Origin of the sequence: Roseateles microcysteis, from assembly GCF_036880965.1 — a bacterium.
In the GTDB taxonomy this organism is placed as follows: domain Bacteria; phylum Pseudomonadota; class Gammaproteobacteria; order Burkholderiales; family Burkholderiaceae_C; genus JAUASW01.
This window is the reverse complement of record NZ_JBAJMV010000001.1, coordinates 137,252-160,297: the sequence shown is the minus strand read 5'-3', so window position 1 is coordinate 160,297 and position 23,046 is coordinate 137,252. Positions and strand designations below refer to the sequence as shown.

22 protein-coding genes are annotated in these 23,046 nt (G+C 64.2%); 9 read left to right on the top strand and 13 right to left on the bottom strand.

Annotation, left to right across the window (positions count from 1 at the left end):
* Positions 1-12: 12 nt before the first annotated feature.
* Complete coding sequence (locus V3596_RS00700) at positions 13-1,191, bottom strand: acyl-CoA dehydrogenase family protein (RefSeq protein WP_334275659.1); 1,179 nt, start codon at positions 1,189-1,191, stop codon at positions 13-15.
* A 143-nt stretch (positions 1,192-1,334) separates the two neighbouring features.
* Here V3596_RS00700 and V3596_RS00695 point away from each other — a divergent pair, with 143 nt between their 5' ends.
* Positions 1,335-2,315 (top strand): isoaspartyl peptidase/L-asparaginase family protein, encoded by a 981-nt coding sequence (locus V3596_RS00695; protein WP_334275658.1) that lies wholly within the window; start codon positions 1,335-1,337, stop codon positions 2,313-2,315.
* A gap of 92 nt (positions 2,316-2,407) precedes the next feature.
* Here the strand turns inward: V3596_RS00695 and V3596_RS00690 are convergent, their stop codons facing one another.
* From V3596_RS00690 to V3596_RS00675, 4 genes are all read right to left on the bottom strand, one after another.
* Positions 2,408-3,286: a PEP-CTERM sorting domain-containing protein gene (locus V3596_RS00690; RefSeq protein ID WP_334275657.1), complete on the bottom strand. Its 879-nt coding sequence runs from the start codon at positions 3,284-3,286 to the stop codon at positions 2,408-2,410.
* A gap of 163 nt (positions 3,287-3,449) precedes the next feature.
* Positions 3,450-6,260, bottom strand: a complete 2,811-nt coding sequence (prsT, locus tag V3596_RS00685) for an XrtA/PEP-CTERM system TPR-repeat protein PrsT (protein WP_334275656.1) — start codon at positions 6,258-6,260, stop codon at positions 3,450-3,452.
* A 70-nt stretch (positions 6,261-6,330) separates the two neighbouring features.
* Positions 6,331-6,987 carry a retropepsin-like aspartic protease family protein gene (locus V3596_RS00680; RefSeq protein WP_334275655.1) on the bottom strand — a complete coding sequence of 219 codons (657 nt, stop codon included), beginning with the start codon at positions 6,985-6,987 and terminating at the stop codon, positions 6,331-6,333.
* Between the two features lie 20 nt (positions 6,988-7,007).
* Positions 7,008-7,502 carry a YajQ family cyclic di-GMP-binding protein gene (locus V3596_RS00675; protein WP_334275654.1) on the bottom strand — a complete coding sequence of 165 codons (495 nt, stop codon included), beginning with the start codon at positions 7,500-7,502 and terminating at the stop codon, positions 7,008-7,010.
* A gap of 86 nt (positions 7,503-7,588) precedes the next feature.
* Between V3596_RS00675 and murB the strand changes: the two genes are divergently transcribed.
* Positions 7,589-8,617: a UDP-N-acetylmuramate dehydrogenase gene (gene murB, locus V3596_RS00670; RefSeq protein ID WP_395385896.1), complete on the top strand. Its 1,029-nt coding sequence runs from the start codon at positions 7,589-7,591 to the stop codon at positions 8,615-8,617.
* Between the two features lie 4 nt (positions 8,618-8,621).
* Here the strand turns inward: murB and V3596_RS00665 are convergent, their stop codons facing one another.
* Both V3596_RS00665 and argG read right to left on the bottom strand, forming a co-directional pair.
* Positions 8,622-10,175, bottom strand: coding sequence for a S10 family peptidase (locus tag V3596_RS00665; protein WP_334275652.1), 1,554 nt, complete (start codon positions 10,173-10,175; stop codon positions 8,622-8,624).
* 68 nt (positions 10,176-10,243) lie between these two features.
* Positions 10,244-11,578, bottom strand: coding sequence for an argininosuccinate synthase (gene argG, locus V3596_RS00660; RefSeq protein ID WP_334275651.1), 1,335 nt, complete (start codon positions 11,576-11,578; stop codon positions 10,244-10,246).
* Between the two features lie 153 nt (positions 11,579-11,731).
* Here argG and V3596_RS00655 point away from each other — a divergent pair, with 153 nt between their 5' ends.
* Positions 11,732-13,438 carry a long-chain fatty acid--CoA ligase gene (locus V3596_RS00655; RefSeq protein WP_334275650.1) on the top strand — a complete coding sequence of 569 codons (1,707 nt, stop codon included), beginning with the start codon at positions 11,732-11,734 and terminating at the stop codon, positions 13,436-13,438.
* A 9-nt stretch (positions 13,439-13,447) separates the two neighbouring features.
* On the opposite strand, the gene V3596_RS00650 is transcribed toward V3596_RS00655, so the two are convergent.
* Both V3596_RS00650 and V3596_RS00645 read right to left on the bottom strand, forming a co-directional pair.
* Positions 13,448-14,299, bottom strand: a complete 852-nt coding sequence (locus V3596_RS00650) for a DUF924 family protein (RefSeq protein WP_334275649.1) — start codon at positions 14,297-14,299, stop codon at positions 13,448-13,450.
* Positions 14,300-14,302: 3 nt separating this feature from the next.
* Positions 14,303-16,366, bottom strand: coding sequence for a prolyl oligopeptidase family serine peptidase (locus V3596_RS00645; protein WP_334275648.1), 2,064 nt, complete (start codon positions 16,364-16,366; stop codon positions 14,303-14,305).
* Between the two features lie 192 nt (positions 16,367-16,558).
* On the opposite strand from V3596_RS00645, the gene V3596_RS00640 reads away from it, so the two are divergent.
* Entirely contained in the window at positions 16,559-16,690 is a 132-nt protein-coding gene (locus V3596_RS00640; RefSeq protein WP_334275647.1) for a hypothetical protein, read from the top strand.
* A 12-nt stretch (positions 16,691-16,702) separates the two neighbouring features.
* On the opposite strand, the gene V3596_RS00635 is transcribed toward V3596_RS00640, so the two are convergent.
* The gene (locus tag V3596_RS00635; protein WP_334275646.1) at positions 16,703-17,266 is read right to left on the bottom strand and encodes a YaeQ family protein; all 564 of its coding nucleotides are present in this window, start codon (positions 17,264-17,266) and stop codon (positions 16,703-16,705) included.
* 123 nt (positions 17,267-17,389) lie between these two features.
* Here V3596_RS00635 and V3596_RS00630 point away from each other — a divergent pair, with 123 nt between their 5' ends.
* From V3596_RS00630 to V3596_RS00615, 4 genes are all read left to right on the top strand, one after another.
* Positions 17,390-18,112 carry a hypothetical protein gene (locus tag V3596_RS00630; protein ID WP_334275645.1) on the top strand — a complete coding sequence of 241 codons (723 nt, stop codon included), beginning with the start codon at positions 17,390-17,392 and terminating at the stop codon, positions 18,110-18,112.
* A gap of 280 nt (positions 18,113-18,392) precedes the next feature.
* On the top strand, positions 18,393-18,686 hold the full coding sequence (locus V3596_RS00625; RefSeq protein ID WP_334275644.1) for a hypothetical protein: 294 nt from the start codon (positions 18,393-18,395) through the stop codon (positions 18,684-18,686).
* A 38-nt stretch (positions 18,687-18,724) separates the two neighbouring features.
* Positions 18,725-19,492, top strand: a complete 768-nt coding sequence (locus tag V3596_RS00620; protein ID WP_334275643.1) for an SDR family oxidoreductase — start codon at positions 18,725-18,727, stop codon at positions 19,490-19,492.
* Positions 19,493-19,517: 25 nt separating this feature from the next.
* The gene (locus V3596_RS00615) at positions 19,518-19,790 is read left to right on the top strand and encodes a hypothetical protein (protein WP_334275642.1); all 273 of its coding nucleotides are present in this window, start codon (positions 19,518-19,520) and stop codon (positions 19,788-19,790) included.
* 12 nt (positions 19,791-19,802) lie between these two features.
* Here V3596_RS00615 and rsgA read toward each other — a convergent pair whose 3' ends face one another.
* The 3 genes from rsgA to V3596_RS00600 all read right to left on the bottom strand — a co-directional run bounded on the left by rsgA (position 19,803) and on the right by V3596_RS00600 (position 22,403).
* Positions 19,803-20,708 (bottom strand): ribosome small subunit-dependent GTPase A, encoded by a 906-nt coding sequence (gene rsgA / locus V3596_RS00610; RefSeq protein ID WP_334275641.1) that lies wholly within the window; start codon positions 20,706-20,708, stop codon positions 19,803-19,805.
* Positions 20,709-20,781: 73 nt separating this feature from the next.
* The gene (locus V3596_RS00605) at positions 20,782-21,111 is read right to left on the bottom strand and encodes a 4a-hydroxytetrahydrobiopterin dehydratase (RefSeq protein ID WP_334275640.1); all 330 of its coding nucleotides are present in this window, start codon (positions 21,109-21,111) and stop codon (positions 20,782-20,784) included.
* On the bottom strand, positions 21,108-22,403 hold the full coding sequence (locus tag V3596_RS00600) for a M48 family metallopeptidase (protein WP_395385905.1): 1,296 nt from the start codon (positions 22,401-22,403) through the stop codon (positions 21,108-21,110). Before V3596_RS00600 ends, V3596_RS00605 begins: the two co-directional genes overlap by 4 nt.
* A 55-nt stretch (positions 22,404-22,458) precedes the next feature.
* Here V3596_RS00600 and orn point away from each other — a divergent pair, with 55 nt between their 5' ends.
* On the top strand, positions 22,459-23,043 hold the full coding sequence (gene orn, locus V3596_RS00595) for an oligoribonuclease (RefSeq protein ID WP_334275639.1): 585 nt from the start codon (positions 22,459-22,461) through the stop codon (positions 23,041-23,043).
* Positions 23,044-23,046: the final 3 nt, after the last annotated feature.

Sequence of the window (23,046 nt, the reverse complement as noted above, 5' to 3'; positions counted from 1 at the left end):
CTCCTTGTACATTCAACCGAGAACGGTCTGGGCAACGATGTTGCGCTGCACTTCGTTGGAGCCGCCGTAGATGGTGGTCTTGCGGTAGTTGAAGTAGTGGCTGGCGAGAGGCGCGCAATGCGCTGCGCCCACGTAATCGCCTTGCCATCCGGCTTCCATCGCCTCGTGGATGAAGGGTAGGGAGAAGGGCCCGCCAGCCAGCATCAGGAGCTCGGAATAGCGCTGCTGGATCTCGCTGCCGCGAATCTTCAGGAGGCCGGCCACGTCCAGGGACTGTTTGCCACTCTTCTCGGCCGAGAGTACGCGCAGCACCATCATTTCCAGCGCCACGATGTCGACCTCGAGCAGTGCGATCTGATCGCGGAAGCGCGAGTCCTCATAGACGCCCTCGGCCTTGGCGATGCGCTTCAGGCGCTCCAGCTCGCGCTTGGCGCGGTTCACGTCGGCGATATTGGTGCGCTCATGGGCCAAGAGGTACTTGGCATAGGTCCAGCCCTTGTTCTCCTCGCCGACCAGGTTCTCGGCCGGCACCTCGACGTTGTCGAAGAACACCTCGTTCACCTCATGCTCGCCGTCCAGCATGATGATGGGGCGCACGGTGACGCCGGGCGACTTCATGTCGATCAAGAGGAAGCTGATGCCGGCCTGCGGCTTGACCGAGCTGTCGGTGCGTACCAGGCAGAAGATCCAGTCGCCGAACTGGCCCAGCGTAGTCCAGGTCTTCTGACCGTTGACGATGTATTTGTCGCCCTTGCGCTCTGCTCGGCACTTGACCGAGGCCAGGTCCGAGCCCGAGCCTGGCTCACTGTAGCCCTGGCTCCACCAGACCTCGCCGCTCATGATGCCGGGCAGGTGACGTTGCTGCTGCTCGGGCGTGCCGAAGGCCATGATCACCGGCGCCACCATCACCGGGCCGAAGGGCACGATGCGGGGCGCGCCGGCCAGGGCGCATTCTTCTTCGAACAGATGGCGCTGCACCGCGTTCCAGCCCGGGCCGCCGAACTGCTTGGGCCAGGCCCAGCCATGCCAGCCCTGCTTGCCCAGGAGCTTGGCCCAGCGCTGCAGATCGTCCTTGTTGAGGCGCAGCGCGTTGTGCACCTTGTGGCTGATGTCGGCCGGCAGATTGGCGGCCACCCATTGCCGGATCTCGGCACGGAAGGCCAGTTCCTCGGCTGTGAAGTTCAGGTCCATGACGGCGTCTCCATCCATTGCGACCCGCATGCTGCGGGCGATGCCGATTTTTAGCACGAGCGTTCGCATTTTCCTTGTCTCTGTCGAGACAGGGCGGGCTTGCCTACACTGCCCAGCCATCAACAAGCTCGAGACACGACGCCATGCCCCTACCTGTTCTTGCCATCCACGGCGGCGCCGGCACCTTGCTGCGCAGCAAGATGTCACCCGAGATGGAGCAGCAGTACCGCGCCGAATTGCGCACCATCCTGCAAGCCGGCGAGCAGATGCTGGCGAATGGCAGAGGCGCCATGGATGTGGTCTGCGAAGCCGTGCGACGGCTGGAAGAATGCCCGCTGTTCAATGCCGGAAAAGGCGCGGTGTACACGGCCGACGAGCGACATGAGCTCGACGCCAGCGTGATGAACGGCCACACGCTCGCAGCAGGTGCAGTGGCCGGCGTCAGCCGCGTGCGCAATCCGGTGCTGGCGGCTCGGGCGGTGATGGAGCGCGGCGAGCATCTGCTCTTCATTGGCGCTGCCGCCGAAGCCTATGTAGAGAAGCTCGGGATGGAGATGGTCGATCCCGGCTGGTTCGGCACGCCGCAGCGGCTGGAACAGTTGCGCCGAGCCAGAGCCGAGGCGGCGGGTGCGCTGCTGGATCATGACGGTCAGGCGTCGACGCCCATCATGGAGAGCAAGAAGTTCGGCACTGTCGGCGCGGTGGCGCTTGATGCGGCCGGCCACCTGGCCGCGGCCACCTCAACCGGTGGCATGACCAACAAGCTGCCGGGCCGCGTGGGTGACTCACCGCTGATAGGCGCGGGCTGCTATGCCAGTGACGACAGCTGCGCCGTGTCTTGCACGGGCACCGGCGAGGCCTTCATTCGCGTGGCTGCGGCGCGCGAGGTGGGTGCGCTGATGGAGTATGCGGGGCTGAGCCTCGACGAGGCAGCACGCCGGGTCGTTTTCGAGAAACTCGGCCGTGTGGCCGGGCAGGGCGGCTTGATAGCGGTCAGCAAGGACGGCGCCGTCAGCCTGCCCTTCAATACCGAGGGCATGTACCGCGGCAGCGTGCAGCAAGGCCGGCCGCCCGTTGTTGGCATCTATGGCGAGGCCGAGGAAGCAGCAAACCTGGCGCATTAATGGCAATCGGCCCTTCAGGGCCGATTTTTGTGGAGCGCCAAAGCAAATCGGCCCCGAAGGGCCGATTCATGCGAAGCGCAGAGGTGCGACGCTCAGGCTTGCTGCTTGGCCTTGCGGCGCAGACCGACCATGCCGAACAGTGCCAGGCCAGCCAGGGCCAGGGAGCCCGGCTCCGGCGTCTTGCCGGTGCTGGTGCCGGTACCAGCGACCGTCAGCAGCTTGAAGGCATCGTTGCCGATGGCGGAAGCCGAGTTGGAGGCACTCACGAACCACCAGCTGGAGCTGACTGCACCTGCGCCAGTGTTGCCGAAGCTCATGGTGTCGGGTTCGGCCGAGCCCACATTGCTGTAGTGGTTGAGCAACTTCCAGCCATTGGCCGTCGAACCAGCCGTGGCCGGCAGGCCGCTGGAACTGATCGAGCCCATGGTCGGGCCACCGGAGCCGCCAACCCAGTAGAACACCGAGATGTCGGAGTCGGTATAGGAACCGGAGGGATTGTCGGTACCGTTCCAGCCCATGGTGACACTGTTCAGGGCCACAGACACGGTCTCACCAGGGTTGGTGAAGTTGAGCAGGAAGCCTTCCAGCTGACCGACGTTGTCGGCTGCATGAGGGCCGGTGCCCGGGTCGCAGATGTTCCAACCCGACGCATTGGACTTGCCAGCGCATTCTTCGGTGTTGACGATGCCGAAGCCGGCGCTGCTACCCCAGGGGGCGACGGCCGCTGCGACGAAGTTCTGTACTGAGGGGCTCAGATCGGACGACCATGCCGTGATGCCCATCTTGGCATCGGCCGGGGCCATCGAATCGGTGCAGGAGTAGCTGTTTCCGTAGGAAACCGAGGCAGTCGAGCAATTGCTGTAGTTCCAGGAACCGTTCCAGGTTGTAGCGGCTTGCGCGCTCTGGGTGCTCACCAGTCCGAGCAGGCTGGTTACGGTTGCCAGGATGAGACGCATGGTTTGTTTGTTCATTAAATTCTCCAGCTGGGCCCTGCAATCGCTGCGCGGCTTGATGATCTTGCAAGAAGCAATTTGTGGGCCAGTGTTTGGGAGTCTATGAAAATCAACGACTTACTGGTGGATCTGGGGCTTGCTTTGAGGCGACTGTAAATTGTTCCGACGGAAATAGCTCCCCCTACTTGAGGGTCTGGAGCAGGGCGCTGGCCCGGGCCGCCGATTCCTTGTCGAACTTGTTGTCGGCGGCAGGCTCGAGTTCCGCGCGCGCTTCAGCCTTGCGGCCGAGCTTGATCAGGACCTCGGCCAGGTGGGTGCGAATTTCGGCATTGCCGGGGTTGCGCAGGCGCGCGTCGCGCAGCAGGGGCAAGGCGCGCTCGGCCTGGCCCAACTGAAACTCCGACCAGCCCAGCGTATCCAGGTAGAGAGAATTGCCGGGGTCCAGCTGCACCGCTCGCTGTGCCAAGGCTATCGAGCGTGTGTTGCGCTGGGCGAGCAGCACGGAAGCCTGGCTGTTCAGGGCCTCGGCATCGTTGGCGTTGACTTGCAAGGCGCGCTCATAAGTCTTGCTGGCAGCGTCGAAGGCCTTGTTGCGTGCCTGCGCATCGCCAAGGGCCTTCAGCACGAGGCTGTCGCGAGGGTGCTGCTTGAGCCAGGCTTCCACCGGCTGTGACGCCGGACGCAGGCCCTCCAGGCTCTGCTGCAAGCTGAAGAGGCGCAACAGGCTGAGATTGGTAGGTTCCAGCTGGTGGGCGCGCCGCAGCGAGTCCAGTGCAGCGGCCGGTTTGCGGTTGGCCAGGGCGATATCAGCCAACAGGTGGTGGCCGGCTGCCAGTTTGGGCTGTGTCTGGGTCAGTTGCAGGGCGCGGCGCTCTGCCTTGCCAAGTTCACCCTGCATGATTTCCACGCCGGTCATCAGGGACTGGGCGCGCACCAGGTTGGGCTCCACGCTCAAGATCTTCTCGACCGAATAGTTGGCACCGGCTACATCCTTGGCCTCGAGTTGCAATTCGGCGATTGCCAGCAGCGTAGGTACAACGACTGCCGCTCGCCGTGAGGCTGCCGACAATGTGTTGCGAGCGCCCACCAGGTCGCCGTTGAGCAGTTGAACTCGACCATGAAGGGTCAGAACCTGCGCATCTTCGGGGGCCTTGCTCAGCAGCTTCTTGGAGGCTTCAAGGGCCTGCGGGTAGTCTCTCTTCTGAATCTGGTTGTGGACCATGGCCAGGCGGGGGCGGAGTTCAGACAGCTCGCTTGCGTCGTCCGCCTTGGTCAACCAGCGTTCAAGCTCGCTGCGCTTGTTCTGCGCTTCGGCCAGGTTTGCCAGCTCCATCAATACGTTGACGTCGCGGTCGTTGGCCCTGTTCAATGCTTCCAGTCGGGTACCGGCTGCCTGGAAGGCGCGGTCGGCAATGTCCAGTCGAGCCAGGCCCAGTTCGGCCTGGACCAGTCCGGGTGCATTTTTCAATGCCGCTTCATAGGCGCGGCGGGCCTGCTTGCGGTCTCCTGCCTGGGTGAGAGCCGTGCCCTGCAACACCAGCACGCTGGCGTTCTTCGGGAATCGCCGTGCCAGTGAGTCGGCTGCTGTGACGGCCTTGGCTACCTGGCCTCCGCGCAGATAGAGCGTGACCAGCGCGGAGCCGGCATAGGCCTGCCCAGGGTCCTTCTTGTAGGCCTGTTCCAGTGACTGAACCGCCTCGTCTGTCTTTCCGCCACGCAGCAGGCTCAGGCCGAGCACCGTACGAAAGGCCGGGTTGTCCTTGCTGGCCAGGGCTTCGCGCATCAGATTCGTGGCCTTGGCATGACGACCCTGAGCGGTCTGGATCGACGCCAGCAGCGTCAAGGCGCCACCGTCCCCAGGGGCCGTGCGCAGATAGGACTCCAGCACCTCGACCGCCTTGTCAGGCGCCTTGTCTTCCAGATAGACGCGAGCCAGTACCTTGGCGATCGGGCTTGGGCCCTGAACGCGAAGCGCTGCTTCGAGATAGGGCTTGGCCTTGATCATGTTGCCCAGGCCAAAATGCGACATGCCGCTCAGCAGCAGGAATTGCGGTCGGTAGCGAATGAACTCGAGGGGCACCGGATCCATCAGTGCCGTGATCTGGGTCAGGGCCTTCCGGGCTGCCACCATGTCGTTGGCCCGTTCGGCAAGCAAGGCCTGTACGTAGATGGCGCGCGGTTCATCCGGCACCCGGGTCAGCAGCATCTGAAGGTCGCGTTGGGCATCCTTGTCCCGGTTCAGGTCCAGCAGGATGCCCAGCCTTGCAACGGCAGCTTCCGTGTGATCGGGCGTCAGCTGCAGGACCTTGTCGTAGGCCGCCAGTGCATCGGTCAGCTTGGCTTGAACGTGGAGCAGCGAGGCTCGCTGAAAGAAGAACAGGCTACCTTGGTCGCCCAGCTTGGCCGCCTGCTCCAAGGCTGCGTTGGCCTCCTTGAATTGGCGTGTCCGGATGCGTTGTGGCACCTCGGCCAGCCACACCTCGGCAGCCTGGGGCGTCAGGCGACGGGCCTCATCCAGGGCCTGCAGCGCGCGCGCGCTTTGGCCGAGGTCGCCCCAGGCCTGTGCCTTGATCAGCAACAGGCTCTGCTGAATCTCGCGGGGCAGGCTGCTTGCCTCGAACTGCTGGGATTCGACCAGTTGATTGTGTTTGCCCTGGGCCAGCAAGGCCTCAGCCAGCGGCACGATCACCTCGACCTTGCTGACGCCGAGCCGCAAGGCCTCGTTGAAGGCGACCTCTGCACCCACAGGGTCCGAGTTCGCCAGCAGCGCCTTGCCCAGCAGCACCTGGACCGGCAGCATGGCCTTGTTGACCTGCAGCGCATTCTTCAACTGGATGATCGCGCCAGCAATGTCCTTTTTCTCGTAGCGGGCCAGCGCGTCCTCGTAGTAGCGGGCTGCCTTGTCGTTGGTATCCGCCGCGTGCAGCAGCGGCGACGCGCCGGCCAGCAAGGCAGCAGTGAGCAGCGAGGCGAGTGGCTTCAGGCGCGTCATGCGGTCCGATCAATTGAAGGTGGTGGCTTGAGATTCTTGCATGGGCAGCAAGCGGCCCAGTGGCGGCGCCTCAGTAGCGCAGCTCCAGCGTCATGACATCGTTCTCGCGCTTCATCAGAAAGCGCGTCAGGAAGCTGTTGCCCAGCAGCACATGGCTCATCTCGCCGGGGATGACGATGGCCTCGACATTGCGCACCAGCACATCGCCGACCCGGATGGAGTCCAGCACCGTGAGGTGGGCGGGCACGACGCCGTTGGCGGTCTGCGTCAGCACGCGGCGGCCACTGCGATAGCGCAGGCCGATCCGCTCGGCTTCAGCCTGGGTGATCGAAACCGAAGTGGCGCCTGTATCGACGAGGAACTGGACCGCATGGTTGTTGATGCTGCCCAGGGGCGTGAAATGCCCACCAGCGCCCGACGTGAGGATGATCTGCTTGGGGAGCGCACTGTCGGGCCCCGCGTTGTTCAAGCGGCCGGGCGAGGCGCCGAGCACCAGTACCTGGCGGCGGCCGTCGATCTCGACCGTGGCCCGGTCGTCCTGGATGGCGATCAGCTTGACGCCATCGACCACCTGCCCGAGCTGCACCGTGCGGGCCTCGCCATCGATCAGGAGGAGTGCTGCCTTGCTGCCCAGGCTGCCATTGAAACTGACGCCAGCCATGGCTGACGCCTGCAGGCCGAGCAGGGCGCCCAGCAGCAGGATCAGGCGCGGCAGGCTGGAGCGCATGGGGCGGGTGTGTGCAGGACTCAGTCGCGGAAGTTGTCGTAGGACAGCGGCGTCTCGGCGAACTCCTTCTTGAGCAGGGCGATGGCCTGCTGCAGGTCGTCCCGGTTCTTGCCGGTGATGCGGACCGTGTCGCCCTGGATCGAGGCTTGCACCTTGAGCTTGCTGTTCTTGACGGCAGTGGTGATCTTCTTGGCCAGGTCGGATTCGATGCCGGCCTTGACTTTGTAGACCTGCTTGACCTTGTCGCCGCCGAGCTTCTCGACCTTGGCGTCCATGTCGAGATAGGTGATCGCGACCTTGCGCTTGGTCAGCTTGTCGATCAACACGGCGGTGAGCTGCTCCAGCTGGAAATCGCTGTCGCCGTACAGCACGATCTCTTTTTCCTTGTCCTTCAGTTCGATGCGGGCGCCAGTGCCCTTGAAATCGAAGCGCGTGCCGACCTCCTTGGCGCTGTTGTCGACGCCATTGCGGATTTCGACCATGTCGGGCTCAAGAACGGTATCAAAACTGGGCATTGGGTGATTTCTGCTGAATGCATTGGGAAACAGGGGAAAATTCTGCCATGTCCCTCCCCCCTGTGAACCCCCCGAATGGACTGGCTTTGGATATCGAATCCGACGTCAACCTCAAGCCCTACAACACTTTTGGCCTGCCGGCGACGGCCCGGCGTCTGGTGCGCATTCGCTCGGAAGCCGATGTGAGGCGGGTCGTGGACCACCCGGAGCTTGGCCTGGCGCCGAAGTTCGTGCTGGGCGGTGGCAGCAATCTGGTGCTGACAAAAGACGTCGAGGCGGTGGTGCTGAAGATCGAGATCCCTGGCATCCGTCTCCTTGAAGAGCGCCGGGACGCCTGGATTCTGGAAGTTGGCGCCGGCGTGCCCTGGCATGAGGCCGTGGCGTGGAGCATTGCCCAGGGTTATCCCGGTCTGGAGAACCTGGCGCTGATTCCCGGCACCACCGGCGCCGCACCGGTGCAGAACATCGGCGCCTATGGCATCGAGCTGAAAGACCGCCTGGACAGTGTGGAAGTGGTCGACCTGATCACCGGCCGCAAGGCGGTGTTGCCGGCCGAGGTGTGCGCCTTCGGCTACCGGGATTCGGTGTTCAAGCAGACAGGTTTTGGCGGCCTGGCCGGCAAGAGCGTGATCACCAAGGTGCGCTTGCGCCTGCCCAAGCCCTGGCAGCCCTCGCTGGGCTACCTGGACCTGGAGCGCAAGATGGCCGAGACCGGCATCACGGCGCCGGACGCGAAGCAGATCTTCGACTGGGTCTGTGCCATCCGCCGTGCCAAGCTGCCCGACCCGGCAGTCATCGGCAATGCCGGCAGCTTCTTCAAGAACCCGGTGGTCACGGAAGAGCAGTGCCGCGACATCATCGGCCGCGATCCGCACATTGTTCATTACCCGATGCCGGACGGCACGGTGAAGCTGGCCGCCGGCTGGCTGATCGATGCCTGTGGCTGGAAGGGCAAGACGGTGGGCGGTGCGGCTGTCTACGAAAAGCAGGCCCTGGTCCTGGTGAACAAGGGCGAGGCCCGCGGCGCCGAGGTGGTGACGCTGGCCCGGGCCATCCAGGAAAGCGTCTACGGCCGCTTCGGCATCCGGCTGGAGCCGGAGCCGGTGGTCATTTGACCCTTCAATACTTTGCTGCCTGTCCGGGCGCCGGAGTGGCCTTCTTGATGAACTCCCGCAGGTGTTCATTCGAGGTGGCCAGGTCCTCCGAGCGCAGATACATCATGTGGCCGCTGCGGTAGCCCTTGAAGTCCATCCGGTCCTTCATGCGTCCGCTGGGGTCGAGCTGCCACATCGTGTACTTGGCGTCGAAATAGGTGGTGGCACCGTCGTAGTAGCCGGACTGGACGAGCAGGCGCAGATAGGGGTTCTGCGCCATGGCCAGACGCAGGTTCTCGCCGGTCTGGTCGTCGCTGTTGTCCCAGGGGTGGACCGGGCCGAAGAGGTTGTACTTCAGGTCGGTCTTGTACTTCAGCGTTTCGCGCAGGTAGTGGTTGATCGCCGGCGTGAACGAGTGCAGCCAGGAGGTGAGCTCGGCGTTGTAGTCGGGCGAACTGCCGGCTTCCATGCGGTCGATGCCCAGGTAGCGCGAGTCCAGCCGGCCCACGGTCTGGCCGCGCGTGCGCAGCAGGTCTTTCCAGAAGTAGGACGGCGGCACGGCCAGGTTGTGCTGCAGTACCGTCGTCTCGGACAGGCCCGAGTAGCGCGCAATCTTGGCGGCCATGGCCTTGCGTTGGTCCGGCTCGATGAAGCCGCCCTTGGCCAGCGCCGGGATGAATTCATTGAGGGTGAAAGCCTCCACTTCTGCCAGTACCGGCGCGAGGTCGCGCTGCTGCAGGTCGACGGGCAGCACCTTGTGGTGCCAGGCTGTTGCCGCGTAGTAGGGCAGGCTCAAGGCGTCGCGCACCGGGCCTTCGCGCTTGATGCCGAGGCCGGTTGGCGAGACCAGGATCACGCCGTTCAGATACATCCAGTGGTTGTTCTGCAGCTCCTTGGCAAGACCTGACACCCGGTTCGTGCCGTAGCTTTCACCGATCAGGTACTTGGGCGACTGCCAGCGGCCGTTGCGAGAGACGAAGGCGCCCAGCCATTCGGCCAGGTAGGAGATGTCGGCGTTCACGCCGAAGAAGAACTTGCGGTCGGTCTTCGGGTCCAGGATGCGAGAGAAGCCGGTATTGACCGGGTCGATGAAGACGATGTCGGCCACGTCCAGGATGGAGTGCGGGTTGTCGCGCACGCCATAGGGCTGGAGCGGATAGCCCTCGGCATCGATGTTGAGCATCTTGGGGCCGGTGTAGGCGATGTGCATCCACACCGAGGCCGAGCCCGGGCCGCCATTGAACGACATGACCAGCGGACGCGTGTCCTTGTTGGCCACATCGCTGCGCTGGTAGTAGGTATAGAACAGCGAGGCCACGACCTTGCCATCCTTGTCCCAGACCGGCTGGGTGCCGGCGGTCACCTTGTAGGGCACGGACTTGCCCTTGATGGTGACCTGGCCGGTCGAATGGACAGCCGACTCGGCCGCCACCTGGCGCTCGGCCGGCGCGCTCGCTGCCTTGGCGCGTTCGGCGGGCGGCGAAGCGGCCGCCTCAGCAGGCCGAGCGGCCTCTTGTGCTTGGGCGCCGACCAGCCACAGGCTGGCCAGCAGGACCGCGGACAACTGGATTTTCTTCATCGCCTCTCCCTCGTCGGCCTTCGTGGCCGGGCGGAGGAGATTCTCTGCGCCGGCGAACCGGCGCGCGATCAGTCTTTGCCCTTGAGTTGCGGCAGGCTGTTGGCGCCGCCCGCGGTCAGCAGGCCGGCCTGGGTGTAGGTGCGCAGCTTGTCGCGGGTGTCGACGATGTCCAGGTTGCGCATCGTCAGCTGGCCGATGCGGTCCAGCGGCGAGAAGGGCGCGTCCTCGACCTTTTCCATGGACAGGCGCTCGGGCTTGTAGGTGAGGTTGGGGCTGCGCGTGTCCAGCAGCGAGTAGTCGTTGCCACGACGCAGCTCCAGCGCCACTTCGCCGGTGACGGCGCGTGCCACCCAGCGCTGGGCGGTCTCGCGCAGCATGATGGCTTGCGGGTCGAACCAGCGGCCCTGGTAGAGCAGGCGGCCGAGCTTCAGGCCGTTCATGCGGTACTGCTCGATCGTGTCTTCGTTGTGGATGCCGGTGACCAGGCGCTCGTAGGCGATGTGCAGCAGGGCCAGGCCGGGCGCTTCATAGATGCCGCGGCTCTTGGCTTCGATGATGCGGTTCTCGATCTGGTCGCTCATGCCCAGGCCGTGGCGGCCGCCGATGCGGTTGGCTTCCAGGATCAGGGCGACCGGGTCGCGGTATTCGACGCCATTCAGCGCGACCGGCACGCCTTCTTCAAAGCGCACCGTCACCTCTTCGGCCTTGACGACCACGTCGTCCTTCCAGAAAGCCACGCCCATGATGGGGTTGACGATCTTGATGCCCGAGTTCAGGTGCTCCAGGTCCTTGGCTTCGTGCGTGGCGCCGAGCATGTTGGAGTCGGTCGAGTAGGCCTTCTCGGCCGACATCTTGTAGCCGAAGCCGGCCTTGGTCATGAAGGCCGACATCTCGGCGCGGCCGCCCAGCTCGTCGATGAAGAGCTGGTCCAGCCAAGGCTTGTAGATCTTCAGCGCCGGGTTGGTCAGCAGGCCGTAGCGGTAGAAGCGCTCGATGTCGTTGCCCTTGAAGGTCGAGCCGTCGCCCCAGATGTTGACGTCGTCTTCCTTCATTGCCGCAACCAGCATCGTGCCGGTGACGGCACGGCCCAGAGGCGTGGTGTTGAAGTAGGTGATGCCGCCGGTACTGATGTGGAACGCGCCGGCCTGCAGCGCGGCAATTCCCTCGTGCGCCAGCTGGCTGCGGCAGTCCACGAGCACGGCCTTCTCGGCACCGTATTGCATGGCCTTGCGCGGTATCTCTTCGTAGTCCGGCTCGTCCGGCTGGCCCAGGTTGGCCGTGTAGGCATAGGGCAGGGCGCCCTTCAGGCGCATCCAGTGCAGGGCGGCGCTGGTGTCGAGGCCGCCTGAGAAGGCGATGCCGACCTTCTGGCCGACGGGGAGGTGCTGAAGAATGGTGGACATGGCTGGCTAGGGGGAAGAGATCCGGCATTTTCTGTCAAAAACCGGGTGAAACCCTGGGGGCCTTCTGTCGAGTTCCTGTCAGCTCAGCGACAGGCGCACAGCGGGCGCAGCGGCAAGAATGGCTTCAAGCAAAGAAGCAGCGGAGACAAGCCGATGAGCAGCAGCCCTTCAACATGCCCTCAACGCATGGCGCAACGCAGCCATTGGCCGCGTCGATTGCCGCGCGAACTGGCCATTCCGGAGACCACGCTGTGGTTCAACCTGGAAGTCGCGGCGGCGCGCTATCCGCACAAGGCGGCCACCTTTTTCTGTGGCCAGACGATCAGCTATTCGGAGCTGCGCGACAAAGCATTGGCCCTGGCCGGCTGGCTGCAATCGCAGGGCGTCGCCAAGGGCGACCGGGTGGCGCTCTACATGCAGAACTGTCCGCAGTTCCTCATCAGCTTCTATGCAATCAACCGCGCCGATGCGGTCGTGGTGCCGGTCAACCCGATGAACCGGGCGGAGGAATTCGGCCACTACCTGACGGACCCTGACACCAAGTTGGTGATCTGCAGCGCCGATCTGGCAGGCATCGTTGAGCAGGCGAATTCGCAGTTGCCGGTCGAGAAACGGGCGAAAGTCTTGGTGACCCGGTACACCGATGCCTTGCCGGCAGAGGGCATTGCGCCCGACTTGGGTTTGTCAGAGGCGATGGCAGCCTGGTTGATGAACGAAGGCACGCTGCCCGCTGGCGCCGCCCGCTGGGTCGACGCACTGGCCGCCGGCCTCAAGCCGAGTGCCGCGACCAATGGCCCGGACGACATGGCGCACCTGCCCTACACCTCAGGCACGACCGGCCTGCCCAAGGGTTGCATGCACACCAACCGTACGCTGATGAGCAACTCGGTGGGTGGCGGGCTCTGGGGCCATGCCTCTGCCGAGTCGGTGAGCCTGGCGGTCGTGCCCTTCTTCCATATCACCGGCTTGCTTTACGGCGTGCTTGGGCCGGTGTTCCTCGGCGCCACCGTGGTCATCATGCCGCGCTGGGACCGCGAGCTGGCGGGGCGCTTGATCTCGGCGAAGAAGGTCACGCACTGGACCTGCATACCGACCATGATCATTGACCTGTTCGGCAGCCCGAACTACAAGAGCTTCGATCTTTCCAGCCTTACGTATCTGAGTGGCGGTGGCGCGGCCATGCCGGCCGCAGTGGCGGAGAGGTTGCTGGCGGAGTTCGGCCTGACCTTTGCCGAAGGCTATGGCTTGACCGAGACCGCAGCGCCCACGCATGGCAACCCGCCCGAGCGCGCGAAGTTGCAATGCCTGGGTATAGCAATCTATGGCGTGGATTCGCGCATCATCGATCCGGTCACACTGGAAGAGATGCCCATCGGCGAGGTGGGCGAGATCGTCAGCTGTGGTCCCATGGTGTTCAAGGGCTACTGGCGCCAGCCGGCGGCAACGGAGGCGGCCTTCATCGAGATCGAGGGCAAGAAGTTCTTCCGCACCGGTGACCTGGGCCGCATGGACGAGGAAGGCTATTTCTTCATCACCGACCGGCTCAAGCGGATGATCAACGCCAGCGGCTACAAGGTCTGGCCTAGCGAGGTGGAGCTCTTGCTCTACAAGAACCCGGCCGTGCAGGAGGCCTGCATCATCTCGGCCAAGGATGAATATCGCGGCGAGACGGTGAAGGCAGTTGTCGTGCTGCGCGCCGAAGCCAGGGGCAAGACCTCGGCGGAAGAGATCATTGCCTGGTCACGCGAACACATGGCGGCCTACAAGGTGCCGCGCATCGTCGAATTTGCCGACAGCCTGCCCAAGTCAGGCGCAGGCAAGGTGATGTGGCGGGTGCTGCAGGAGCGCGAACTGCGCTGAGGCCTTGAATCAGAAGCCGGCGCCGGGCTGGGCCAGATAGGCCAGTTCCGCCGCCGTGCTTGCGCGCCCGAGGATCGCGTTGCGATGCGGGAAGCGGCCGTACTGTGCCACCACCTCGCGGTGCTTGATCGCGTAGTCCAGTGCGCCTTTCATGCGCTCGTCTTCTGCTGCGAGCCGTGCGAATTCGGCGACCGATCGGTCTTGCATCGCCAGCGCTTCTGAGTGCTCCAGCGGGATCAAGGCAAACCAGCGCTGCAGCGTCGTCAACTCACCCGCCTTGCCGCTCTCAAGCAAGGCCAGGCTCATTCGCAGCGCCTCGGCGTCGCCGGCAAAGGCTTGCGCCGTGTTGCGGAAAGCGTTGCGGGTGAACTGGTCGAGCAAGATGATGCGGGCCAGGCTGCCAAAGGCGCTGCGTTCCCATTCCTTCAGGCCGCCAGCCAGTGCCTGCTCCAGCAGTGCGCCGAAACGGGACTTGATTTCATCGTCGAAGGCATCGCTCTTGCGGAACCATTCGCCGCGAACCTGCCCATCTTCGTCGCCACCCAGGAATCCGAACCAGAAGTTCAAGACCTTCTGAACATCCGCCGGCTCAGTGACGCGCTGCCAGGCCGGGTGGCGGCGCAACCAGGCCTGCACATAGCTGCAGGCTGCCACGACTTGCCGTTCCTGGCCTGATGCCCAGACCAGGCCATGCTCCACCATCTGGCTGGCGAAGCCCCGGCCCCGCAGCGCCTCGGCGGTAAGCGTGTGGTGGAAGATGATCTGATCGCCGCTGACCATGTAGTCCAGTTCCAGCGGCTCGCCTTCAACCTCGGCCGAGAAGCCGCCCATTCTTTGCACGATGTCCACCTGCTCGCCCATTGCTCAACGCCCCAGTTGCTGCCAGAGGTAGCTGTATTCCAGCGCGAGCAGGGTGGCGGACTGCTCGTTGTCTGCGGCGCCGCCATGGCCGCCTTCGATGTTCTCGTAGTACAGCAGATCATGGCCTTGCGCCAGCATCAGCGCGGCCATCTTGCGGGCATGGCCGGGATGAACGCGGTCGTCTCGCGTTGAGGTGGCGAAGAAGACCTTGGGGTACTTCACGCCGGCCTTGACGTTCTGGTACGGGCTGTACTTGGCAATGAACTCCCATTCGGCCGCATCGTCCGGGTTGCCGTATTCCGCCATCCAGGACGCACCGGCCAGCAGTTGGTGGTAGCGACGCATGTCCAGCAGCGGCACCTGGCAGACCACGGCGTTGAACAGCTCCGGCCGCTGCACAAAGGTGGCGCCCACCAGCAGCCCGCCGTTGCTGCCGCCCATGATGCCGAGGTGGCGTGGGCTGGTGATCTTGCGCTTGATCAGGTCTTCGGCCACTGCGGCGAAGTCGTCATAGCTGCGCTGCTTGTTGGCCTTCGTGGCGGCCTGGTGCCAGCTGGGGCCAAACTCGCCGCCGCCCCGGATATTGGCCAGCACATAGACCCCGCCACGCTCCGACCAGGCCCGGCCAACGCCGCCAGAGTAGCTGGGTTGCAGCGAGACCTCAAAGCCGCCATAGCCATAGAGCAGCGTGGGGTTCTTGCCGTCCGGCTTGGCATTCGCGGGCCAGACGACGAAGTAGGGCACCTTGGTGCCGTCCTTGCTGACGGCCTCCAGTTGCTCAGCCCGCATGCCTTCGGTCTTGAAGCGGGGCGTGCGTGTCTTCAGTGTTTCGCGCTCGTCGCTGCCGGCCCGGGCCAATGACAGATTGCCAGGTGTCAGGAAATCGGTGTAGCTGACCAGGTAGCGATCGCCCAGCTCATCCTTGGGCAATTCGCTGTCGTACAAGCTGACCGTGCTCAAGGTGCCGGGGAAGGGTGCCTTGATTTCGCGATGCTTTGGCTCCTTGCCCGCAAAGCTCCATTCCTCGAGGCGGCTGGCGACCTTGTCGCTGATGTTCAGGATCAGGTGCTGGCGCGTCACCGTGTAGCCAGCCAGGGAGCGCGTGGCCGTTGGGGTGAACAAGGCCTGGAGCTTGCGTTCGCCGCGCAGGTAGGCGGCGCTGTCTGCCAGCAAGAGGCTGCCGGCAGCGAAGGTTCGCCCCCCGACAGTCCAGGGCTTGCGCGGGCTCATCAGCAGGCGCGGGCCCCAGAAGGCTGCGCTGACGTCGGTGGGCACGTCCAGCTTTTGCAGCTTGTTGTCCTTCAGGAGGAAGCTGACCTGGTTGTAGAAGTCCAGCGCGCGGCTGAACTGGATCCGTTCATGGCCTGGTGTGTGGTCAACCTGGGCCGAGACCGACACGTCCTTGGCCTCACCTTCAAACACGATCTTGGCCTCGGCCAGTTTCTCTCCGCGATGCCAGCGCTTGATCTGGCGCGGATAGCCGGAGTCTGTCTGTGAGCCGGGGCCGAAGTCGCTGCCGATGAAGAGCGTGTTCTCGTTCAGCCAGGCCAGGTCGGTCTTGGCTTCGGGCACAAAGAAGCCGCCGTCGGCCGGCGCGACAAAGCGCTTGGCCACCGTGTCGAACTCGCGCACCACGACGGCGTCGGCGCCGCCTCGCGAGAGCATCAAGAGGCAGCGGCGATAGTCGGGCGCCAGGCATTGCGCGCCGCCGAACACCCAGTTCTCGCCCTCGGCCTTGCCGAGCGCGTCGATGTCCAGCACGGTTTCCCATTGCGGCTCGGCCTTGCGGTATTCGGCCAGCGTGGTGCGGCGCCACAAGCCGCGAGGCTGCTTGTCGTCGGTCCAGAGGTTGTAGAGCCAGGGGCCCAGACGCATGACGTTGGGAATGCGGTCCTTGGCGTTCAGGAGCTCCAGCATCTCGGCACGGATCGGCGCGTAGTCGGCGCGAGCCTGCAGCTGCCTGGTCGTGACGGCATTGCGCTCGCGCACCCAGCCGAGCGCTCGCTCACCCTGGACCTCTTCGAGCCACTGGTGGGGATCGGCCGGCGCCTTTGCGGAATCAGCCATGGCGGGGCAGGCGATGCCGGCCAAGCAGCACAGCATCAGGGCGGCCAGTGGCCGTGAATGGAGTTGGGGCAAGGATCACCATGATGTGGACAGGTCGGATCGCTGGAGTCTAGTGCGCCGGCGCAACGAGGCCGGATCACCCAAACGGTGGGCGCGGAAACCCTGGCCCCAGACCCGTGGCAGCGCTGATGCTTGCAGTTGGCATGCGGCGATCAGGAAAACCAGCGCCTGGGCATCAAGAGCTATCCGAGCTTCGTGGTGCTCGACCCGCAAGGGCGCTTCCTGGGCTACAAGCTGCTGCTTGCCAAGGACAAGGGCGGATGAAGCCCAGAGGTCTCAGCGGGCCTCGGCCCGGCGCAGCGCCTGCGGATGGATCTCCACCGAGGCGTTGGCGGTGGAGACATAGATGCTGCCGTCCTGGATGCTGATCTGCAGCTGCATGCTGCGCTCGGCCAGCGCGGCCAGGGCCTGCGACTGTTCGGCCGGAATCTGCCACACGTCCAGCTTGGGCGCGCGGATCAGCTTGCCTTCCAGATTGCTCCACCAGACCGGCGTGCTGGAGGCATAGCTGATCACGGTGACGCGTTCGGCACGACCATGGGCCTTCATGATGCGGCGCTCGTCGGGCTGGCCGAGGTCGATCCAGTGCACCACGTCGCCGGTCAGGTCGAGCTGCCAGAGTTCGGGCTCGTCCACGTCGGACAGCCCTTTGCTGAACTCCAGCCGGCCGCGCATGTCGTCTGCCGGCACGTACAGGGCATAGGCCAGCACGCGGATCATCATGCGCTCATCCGTCTCCGACGGATGGCGGGCGATCACCAGGTTGTGCTCGCCATAGACATGGCGGTCCATGTCCGAGATCTGCAGATGCGCTTTGTGGATGGTGGCTTTCAGTGCCATGGGCTCTTTCAAGGACTTGCTTGTGCGTGAAGGCGCGCATTATCCGCAGCCGCGGCTCATGGCATGATTCGTCCCTTGTTTTACAGCCCGACTGCCGGTTGGGCGCTAACCGAGCCGCCAGACATGAAACGTCTCCTGATCTCCGTCGCTGTTGTCGCCCTCGTGTCCACGCTGGCGCAGGCCCAGAGCACCGTCAACCCCAAGGCCAAGGTCGACCCCAAGAACAACAAGGTCAGCAGGCCCGTGGTGGACAAGCCCAAACCCATCCTGATGTCGCGCAACCAGATCCGCGAATGCCAGGAGATCGAGGAGCGCATCCAGGCGGAAGACCAGGTGCTGCCGCCGGTTGTCAAGGCCTGGGAGGCCGAACATGCCGAGCTGCTGGCCGCACTGGCCGAGAGCAACAAGACGGCGGATGGCCTCAACAAGGCCGGCGCCGACTTGAAGAACGACGCCGAGGCCCTGGGCAAGTTGCAGGAAGCCCTGAATGCCGAGATCAAGGGCGGCAAGCTCAAGAAGGACGAGCAGATCAAGAAGATCAAGGATTTCGAGGAAAGCCGGGCCGCTGTGCAGAAGCGCATCGATGACTTCAACACCCAGCGCGAGGCCTACGGCCAGAACAAGGCGAAGCTGGACCAGCGGATCAAGCCGCACGATGCGGCCAAGATTCCGCTGAACGAGCGCATCGAAGCGCTGGCGGACGACCGCGTTGACTTCAAGTCCAAGTGCGCCGACCGCACCTATGAAGAAGCCGACTGGAACGCAGTCAAGGCCGAGCGCACCAGGGCCAAGGCGGCTGCTGACGCCGCCTCGGCCGCAGCAGCAGCAGCCTCGGCCGCCAAGTAAGCACACCCGCTCCTCACGGAAACGGCGCCTTGGAGGCGCCGTTTTTCATGGCGCACGTGATCTGGCAGGTGCCCGGTCAGGAACGACCTGTTGAGCCCCTTGAACTAGGGGTTTGTCTGAGTTGACCCTGACCGACTCGTGACACTCGTCGCCGCCGGCTGCAGTTCGTCGCCCGATCCCGCCCTTGATCGCATTCGGTTTTTCCTCATGGTTATCCCTGGGCATAGTTCGGCCCATCGCAGCACAACAAGAACCGCTGCTTGGCTGTAGGAGGCCCGAGATGAACACCGTTTACTGCTATGACCGCAATGCCCAGATCAAGCGCCTTGGCGTCGTGGTCGCCATCATGATCGCCGCCGTCGGTGCTGGCGCGATGAGCGCCCAGGACGAGCGTCACGTGGCGATGAGCCAGCTGCCGCGCGTCGAGATCACCGGCCAAAGCATTCCGACCCAGATCGCCGTGGCCCGCGAGAACAACACCGTTGCCCAGTTGCCCCGTGTGGTGGTCGAAGGCCAGCGCAGCGTCGATGGCCAGCGCGTCGCCCAGCAAACCCCCTCGTCCACGGCTCAGTAAGAGCCTGACTATCATCACGCCTGTCCACAGGCGGATGCATGACAAACCCCAGCAACAATTCAGCAAGGATTGCCCTCGTGACCGGTGCCGGCAGCGGCATCGGCCGGGCCGCGGCCCTGGCCCTGCTGGAGGAGGGGTGGACGGTGGTGCTGGCAGGGCGGCGTTTGCCGGCATTGCAGGAAACGGCCGCGATGGCGCGTGAACCTGCCAAGGCGCTGCCGGTCCGGGCCGACATCAGCCAGCCCGATGACGTGAACCAGGTGTTCACCATGATCGAAACCGAGTTCGGCAGACTGGACCTGCTGTTCAACAATGCTGGCGTGTTTGTTCCGTCGGTACCTATCGATGAACTGCCGGTCGAACATTGGCGGCAGTCGGTCGATGTGAACCTCACCGGTGCCTTTCTCTGCGCCCAGGGCGCCTTCCGCCTGATGAAGAAGCAGTCGCCGCGTGGCGGACGCATCATCAACAATGGCTCGATCTCGGCCCATGCGCCGCGACCCAATTCCGCCCCTTACACCGCCACCAAGCACGCCATCACAGGACTGACAAAGTCGCTCTCGCTCGACGGCCGTGCATTCGACATCGCCTGCGGCCAGCTCGACATCGGCAATGCCCTGACCGAGATGGCCCAGCCCATGACCGAAGGCGTTCGCCAGGCCAATGGCGACATAGCCATCGAACCCACGATGGACGTGGCCCATGTGGCCAGCGCCGTTCTATACATGGCCCAGCTTCCGCTGTCGGCCAATGTGCAATTCATGACCGTGATGGCTTCGGCCATGCCCTTTGTCGGGCGCGGTTGAACCCACTCTTCGCAAGGAAGCTTTGATGTCCGGACTCTTGACCGTCGTGATTCGTGTGCTGCTGGGCCTGTTCACGCTGGTGTTGGTACTGGCGCTCGTGGGCGTGGCCATCGTCACGATGATCGGCCTGATGATCTGGAGCCTCCTGCGCGGCCGCAAGCCTGTGGTCGACATGGCGCGCTTCCGCCGTGCGGGCAAGTTTCGGCCGGGCCAGTCGCGTCGCGCAGAGCCGGCCGGCGAGGTCGTGGACGTCGAGGCGCGCGAGGTCAAGAGCCCGCTGCCACGGCTGGACACCTGATCCGCGCCGCGCTCAGTAGCGCTTGCTGCCCAGCTCCTGCAGGATCTCGCCGTAGATGCGGTACCGCGAGGCATTGATCTGGCCTGCGTCCACCGCCTCGCGAACACCGCAGCCGGGCTCGTGCTGGTGCGTGCAGTTGTAGAAGCGGCAGTGGTCCGCATGCGCGCGCAAGTCGGGCATCAGCAAGGGCAGCTGCATGGGCTCGATCTGCTGCAAGCCAAATTCCTGAAAGCCTGGTGAATCGATCAGCGCTGTTTGGCGTTCCGAATCGACCCAGTACCACTGCGTCGTGGTCGTCGTGTGGCGGCCCGAGTTCAGTGCCACCGAGATATCGCCGATCTGTGCCTGAGCGTTCGGTATCAGGAGATTGATCAGCGTGCTCTTGCCGGTGCCGCTGGGGCCCATCACGAAGGTGCGTTTGCCTCGCAGCCAGGGATTGAGAAGTGCGGACGAGCCTTCGCGGTCGGCCACGAAGGCGACATCCATCACCTCCAGACCCATGTCACGATAGGGCTGCAAGCGGGCGCGCGCCGAGGCCACGCCAGGCAGGTCGGTCTTGTTCATTGCAATGCGGGTGCTGATACCGGCGCTTTCAGCGGCTATCAGTGCGCGGGCCAACTGGCTCTCGCTGAACACAGGCTCCACGGCCACCAGCACAAGGAGCTGGTCGACATTGGCGGCAAAGCTCTTGGTCTTCCATTCATCCTGGCGGAACAGCAGGTTGCGCCGTGGCTCCACGGCCTCGATCACGCCTTCGTCGCCGGTCTCGGCCCAGCGGACCATGTCGCCGACCACGCAGTCGCTCCTCTTGCCACGCGGATGGCAGACCCGCCGCTTGCCTTCGCTGTCTTCCACGATGTAGTGGCGGCCATGGCCGCGCACCACGAGTCCCAGATCGAGATTGCCAAATCGGCTCATGCGGATGCCCGCACGTCCGCCCGAAGGGCATCGCGCCCCATCGGGGGGCAGGGAGTGAAACGACCGTGGGGGCTCATGGGAATGCCTCAGGCAGCGCGTCGGCTTGCGCAGCACAGATGAAGTCGTTTGCCGTCAGGCCACCGGCTGCATGCGTGGTGTAGCTCAGCGTGCAGGCCGAATAGCCAACGTGCATCTCCGGGTGATGGTCCTGGGCATGCGCAATCTCGGCAACGGCATTGACGAAGGCCATCACCTGGTAGAAGTTCTCGAAGGCAAAGCGCCGCGCGATCAGCTTGTGCTCGGGGTCGGCGCGCCAGGCCGGCACTTGCGCCAGCCACTCGGCCAGTTGTTCCAGCGGCAGGGTTTCACGCTGAGGCGTGCATTGGGCGAGCAGGAGATTCATGAGGCTTGTTGCAGCGCGGCCAGGCGTTCGCTGGCCGGCGGGTGGGAATAGTAGAAGCGGGCGTAGACCGGATCCGGTGTCAATGTGCCGGCATTGTCCTCGTGCAGCTTCAGGAGCGCCGCCGCCAGGTCCTCACCACTGCTTTGTGCGCGGGCATAGGCATCGGCCTCGAACTCATGCCTGCGCGACAGGTGGCTGCCGATCGGCGTGAAAAAGAAGGCGAACACCGGCAGTGCCAGCATGAAGAGCAGCAGCGCGAGTGCATCGTTTGGCGCGCCCATGCTGGGCTTGACGCCGAGGCCCACGTAGAAGCCCAACTGGCTGGACAGCCAGCCCAGGAGAGCGAAACCCAGGAGGCTCAGGGCGAACATGCTCACCATGCGCTTCTGCACATGGCGATGCTTGAAATGGCCCAGTTCGTGAGCGAGCACTGCCTCGATCTCGCCGGGCGCCAGGCGCTCCAGCAAGGTGTCGAAGAAGACCACGCGCTTGGCGGCGCCGAGGCCGGTGAAATAGGCATTGCCGTGGCCCGAGCGGCGGCTCCCGTCCATCACGAACAGGCCCTTGGCCGCGAAGCCGCAGCGCTTCATCAAGGCTTCGACGCGGTTCTTGACGCCTTCATCGGCGAGGGGCTCGAACTTGTTGAACATCGGTGCGATAACGGTTGGGTAGAGCACCATGATCAGGAGGTTGAAGCCCATCCAGGCGCCCCACGCCCAGAGCCACCACCAGGCGCCAGCGGCGCCCATCAGCCACAGGATCAGGGCCGCAATCGGCAGGCCTATCAGCGCGCCGATGAAGATGCCCTTGATCGCGTCGATGACGTAGAGCCTCAAGGTCATGCGGTTGAAGCCGAACTGTTGCTCGATCCGGAAGGTGTTCCACAGCTCGAAGGGCAGGTCCAGCAGCATGCCGATCAGTGCAAAGGCGGCCAGCAGGCTCAATTGATAGCCCATCATGCCGAGCGGCTCGGCGGTGAGGCCGTAGATCCAGCCGTTCAAGGCGTCGAGCCCGCCCAGCAGCGTCCAGCCCAGCAGCAGGGCGCTTTCGAACGCCAACGCCAGCAGTCCGAATCGGCCCTTTGCCACCGTGTAGTCAGCCGCCTTCTCATGCGCAGCCAAGGGCACGCTGGCCGCGAAAGCAGCTGGCACTTGCCCACGATGCGCCATCACATGGCGCATCTGACGACTGCTCAGCCAGAACTTCGTGGCGAGGCTCACGATGAGCGCCAACGCGAACAAGACGCTCAGCAGTGGTGCGGACAGGGGAGGTAGAAATGCGCTGGTCGACATGGGCGAAGTGTAGGGCTGCCACAATAGAGACCGTTCAAGAACCGAAGGAAGCCCCATGAGCAGCAGCCCGGACATGCCGAGCGCAGCCCCCACGCTGGCCATCAGCGATACCAACCTGATCTGGATCGATCTGGAGATGACCGGCCTCTATCCGGACACCGACCGCATCATCGAGATCGCCGTCGTGGTCACCGATGCGAACCTGAACGTGCGCATCGAAGGCCCGGTGTTCGCCATCCACCAGAGCGATGAAACGCTGGACAAGATGGACGCCTGGAACAAGGGCACGCACGGCCGCAGCGGCCTGATCGACCGCGTCAAGGCCTCGACCATCACTGAGGATGAGGCCGTGGCCCAGACCATCGCCTTCCTGAAGCAATACGTGCCGGCCAACAAGTCGCCGATGTGCGGCAACAGCATCTGCCAGGACCGCCGGTTCCTGGCCAACTACATGCCCAAGCTGGAAGAGTTCTTCCACTACCGCAATCTCGACGTCACCACTTTGAAAGAACTGGCCAAGCGCTGGAAGCCGGCGATCCTGGACGGCTTCAAGAAGGCGCAGGCGCACACCGCGATGGCTGACATTCACGAGTCCATCGAAGAGCTGGCGTACTACCGCGAGCATCTCCTGAGCCTCTGAAGA

What these genes read in the sequence shown, in the direction of transcription:
- V3596_RS00675 (WP_334275654.1), bottom strand. Translation starts at nt 7,502, where the DNA reads ATGCCCAGTTTTGATACCGTTCTTGAGCCCGACATGGTCGAAATCCGC.
- V3596_RS00625 (WP_334275644.1), top strand. Translation starts at nt 18,393, where the DNA reads ATGAACACCGTTTACTGCTATGACCGCAATGCCCAGATCAAGCGCCTT.
- V3596_RS00700 (WP_334275659.1), bottom strand. Translation starts at nt 1,191, where the DNA reads ATGGACCTGAACTTCACAGCCGAGGAACTGGCCTTCCGTGCCGAGATC.
- V3596_RS00620 (WP_334275643.1), top strand. Translation starts at nt 18,725, where the DNA reads ATGACAAACCCCAGCAACAATTCAGCAAGGATTGCCCTCGTGACCGGT.
- V3596_RS00615 (WP_334275642.1), top strand. Translation starts at nt 19,518, where the DNA reads ATGTCCGGACTCTTGACCGTCGTGATTCGTGTGCTGCTGGGCCTGTTC.
- V3596_RS00650 (WP_334275649.1), bottom strand. Translation starts at nt 14,299, where the DNA reads ATGGGCGAGCAGGTGGACATCGTGCAAAGAATGGGCGGCTTCTCGGCC.
- orn (WP_334275639.1), top strand. Translation starts at nt 22,459, where the DNA reads ATGAGCAGCAGCCCGGACATGCCGAGCGCAGCCCCCACGCTGGCCATC.
- V3596_RS00665 (WP_334275652.1), bottom strand. Translation starts at nt 10,175, where the DNA reads ATGAAGAAAATCCAGTTGTCCGCGGTCCTGCTGGCCAGCCTGTGGCTG.
- rsgA (WP_334275641.1), bottom strand. Translation starts at nt 20,708, where the DNA reads ATGAGCCGATTTGGCAATCTCGATCTGGGACTCGTGGTGCGCGGCCAT.
- V3596_RS00630 (WP_334275645.1), top strand. Translation starts at nt 17,390, where the DNA reads ATGAAACGTCTCCTGATCTCCGTCGCTGTTGTCGCCCTCGTGTCCACG.
- V3596_RS00680 (WP_334275655.1), bottom strand. Translation starts at nt 6,987, where the DNA reads ATGCGCTCCAGCCTGCCGCGCCTGATCCTGCTGCTGGGCGCCCTGCTC.
- V3596_RS00645 (WP_334275648.1), bottom strand. Translation starts at nt 16,366, where the DNA reads ATGGCTGATTCCGCAAAGGCGCCGGCCGATCCCCACCAGTGGCTCGAA.
- V3596_RS00655 (WP_334275650.1), top strand. Translation starts at nt 11,732, where the DNA reads ATGAGCAGCAGCCCTTCAACATGCCCTCAACGCATGGCGCAACGCAGC.
- argG (WP_334275651.1), bottom strand. Translation starts at nt 11,578, where the DNA reads ATGTCCACCATTCTTCAGCACCTCCCCGTCGGCCAGAAGGTCGGCATC.
- V3596_RS00695 (WP_334275658.1), top strand. Translation starts at nt 1,335, where the DNA reads ATGCCCCTACCTGTTCTTGCCATCCACGGCGGCGCCGGCACCTTGCTG.
- V3596_RS00635 (WP_334275646.1), bottom strand. Translation starts at nt 17,266, where the DNA reads ATGGCACTGAAAGCCACCATCCACAAAGCGCATCTGCAGATCTCGGAC.
- V3596_RS00690 (WP_334275657.1), bottom strand. Translation starts at nt 3,286, where the DNA reads ATGAACAAACAAACCATGCGTCTCATCCTGGCAACCGTAACCAGCCTG.
- prsT (WP_334275656.1), bottom strand. Translation starts at nt 6,260, where the DNA reads ATGACGCGCCTGAAGCCACTCGCCTCGCTGCTCACTGCTGCCTTGCTG.
- V3596_RS00600 (WP_395385905.1), bottom strand. Translation starts at nt 22,403, where the DNA reads ATGTCGACCAGCGCATTTCTACCTCCCCTGTCCGCACCACTGCTGAGC.
- V3596_RS00605 (WP_334275640.1), bottom strand. Translation starts at nt 21,111, where the DNA reads ATGAATCTCCTGCTCGCCCAATGCACGCCTCAGCGTGAAACCCTGCCG.